The sequence below is a fragment of the Oceanobacter antarcticus genome, assembly GCF_044962685.1.
Lineage (GTDB): Bacteria > Pseudomonadota > Gammaproteobacteria > Pseudomonadales > Oceanobacteraceae > Oceanobacter > Oceanobacter antarcticus.
In genome coordinates this window covers 1-421 of the sequence record NZ_JBBKTX010000079.1, presented here as the reverse complement: position 1 = coordinate 421, position 421 = coordinate 1, and the positions used below count along the sequence as shown (strand labels likewise).

1 pseudogene is annotated in these 421 nt (G+C 54.2%); it reads left to right on the top strand.

The features are described 5' to 3' along the window. Positions 1-95: 95 nt before the first annotated feature. Positions 96-421 (top strand): annotated as a pseudogene (locus WG929_RS20990) (hypothetical protein); the annotation flags it as partial.

Here is a 421-nt window from a genome sequence, read left to right as displayed (position 1 = left end):
GCGGCGAGCAGTATTTCCAACATCGACCACCGATTGATTCCATCACGTTCGGGCGTTTCCGCCGACGTCTCGGCGAGGACGGTTTAAAGACACTGATGAAAATGACGGTTCGCCTAGGGTTGGAACTGAATATCATCGACGAAGCCAGCTGTCAGACCTTGGTCGCGGACACGACCGTGATGGAAAAAGCCATTGCCTATCCGACCGACAGCCGACTCTTCAAACGTGTACAGGAACAGCGGGGGATGTTAGCCAAAGCCCAAGGCATTTCGTTACGTCAGAGCTACGAAAAAGAACTGACTCATCTCAAACACAAAGCGGCGGGCTACGCCCATGCCCGACAGTTCAAGCGTTTGAAGAAGGCTCTCAAGAAAATGGCGACGCTGGTTGGGCGACTGACGCGAGACATCCTGCGCAAGCT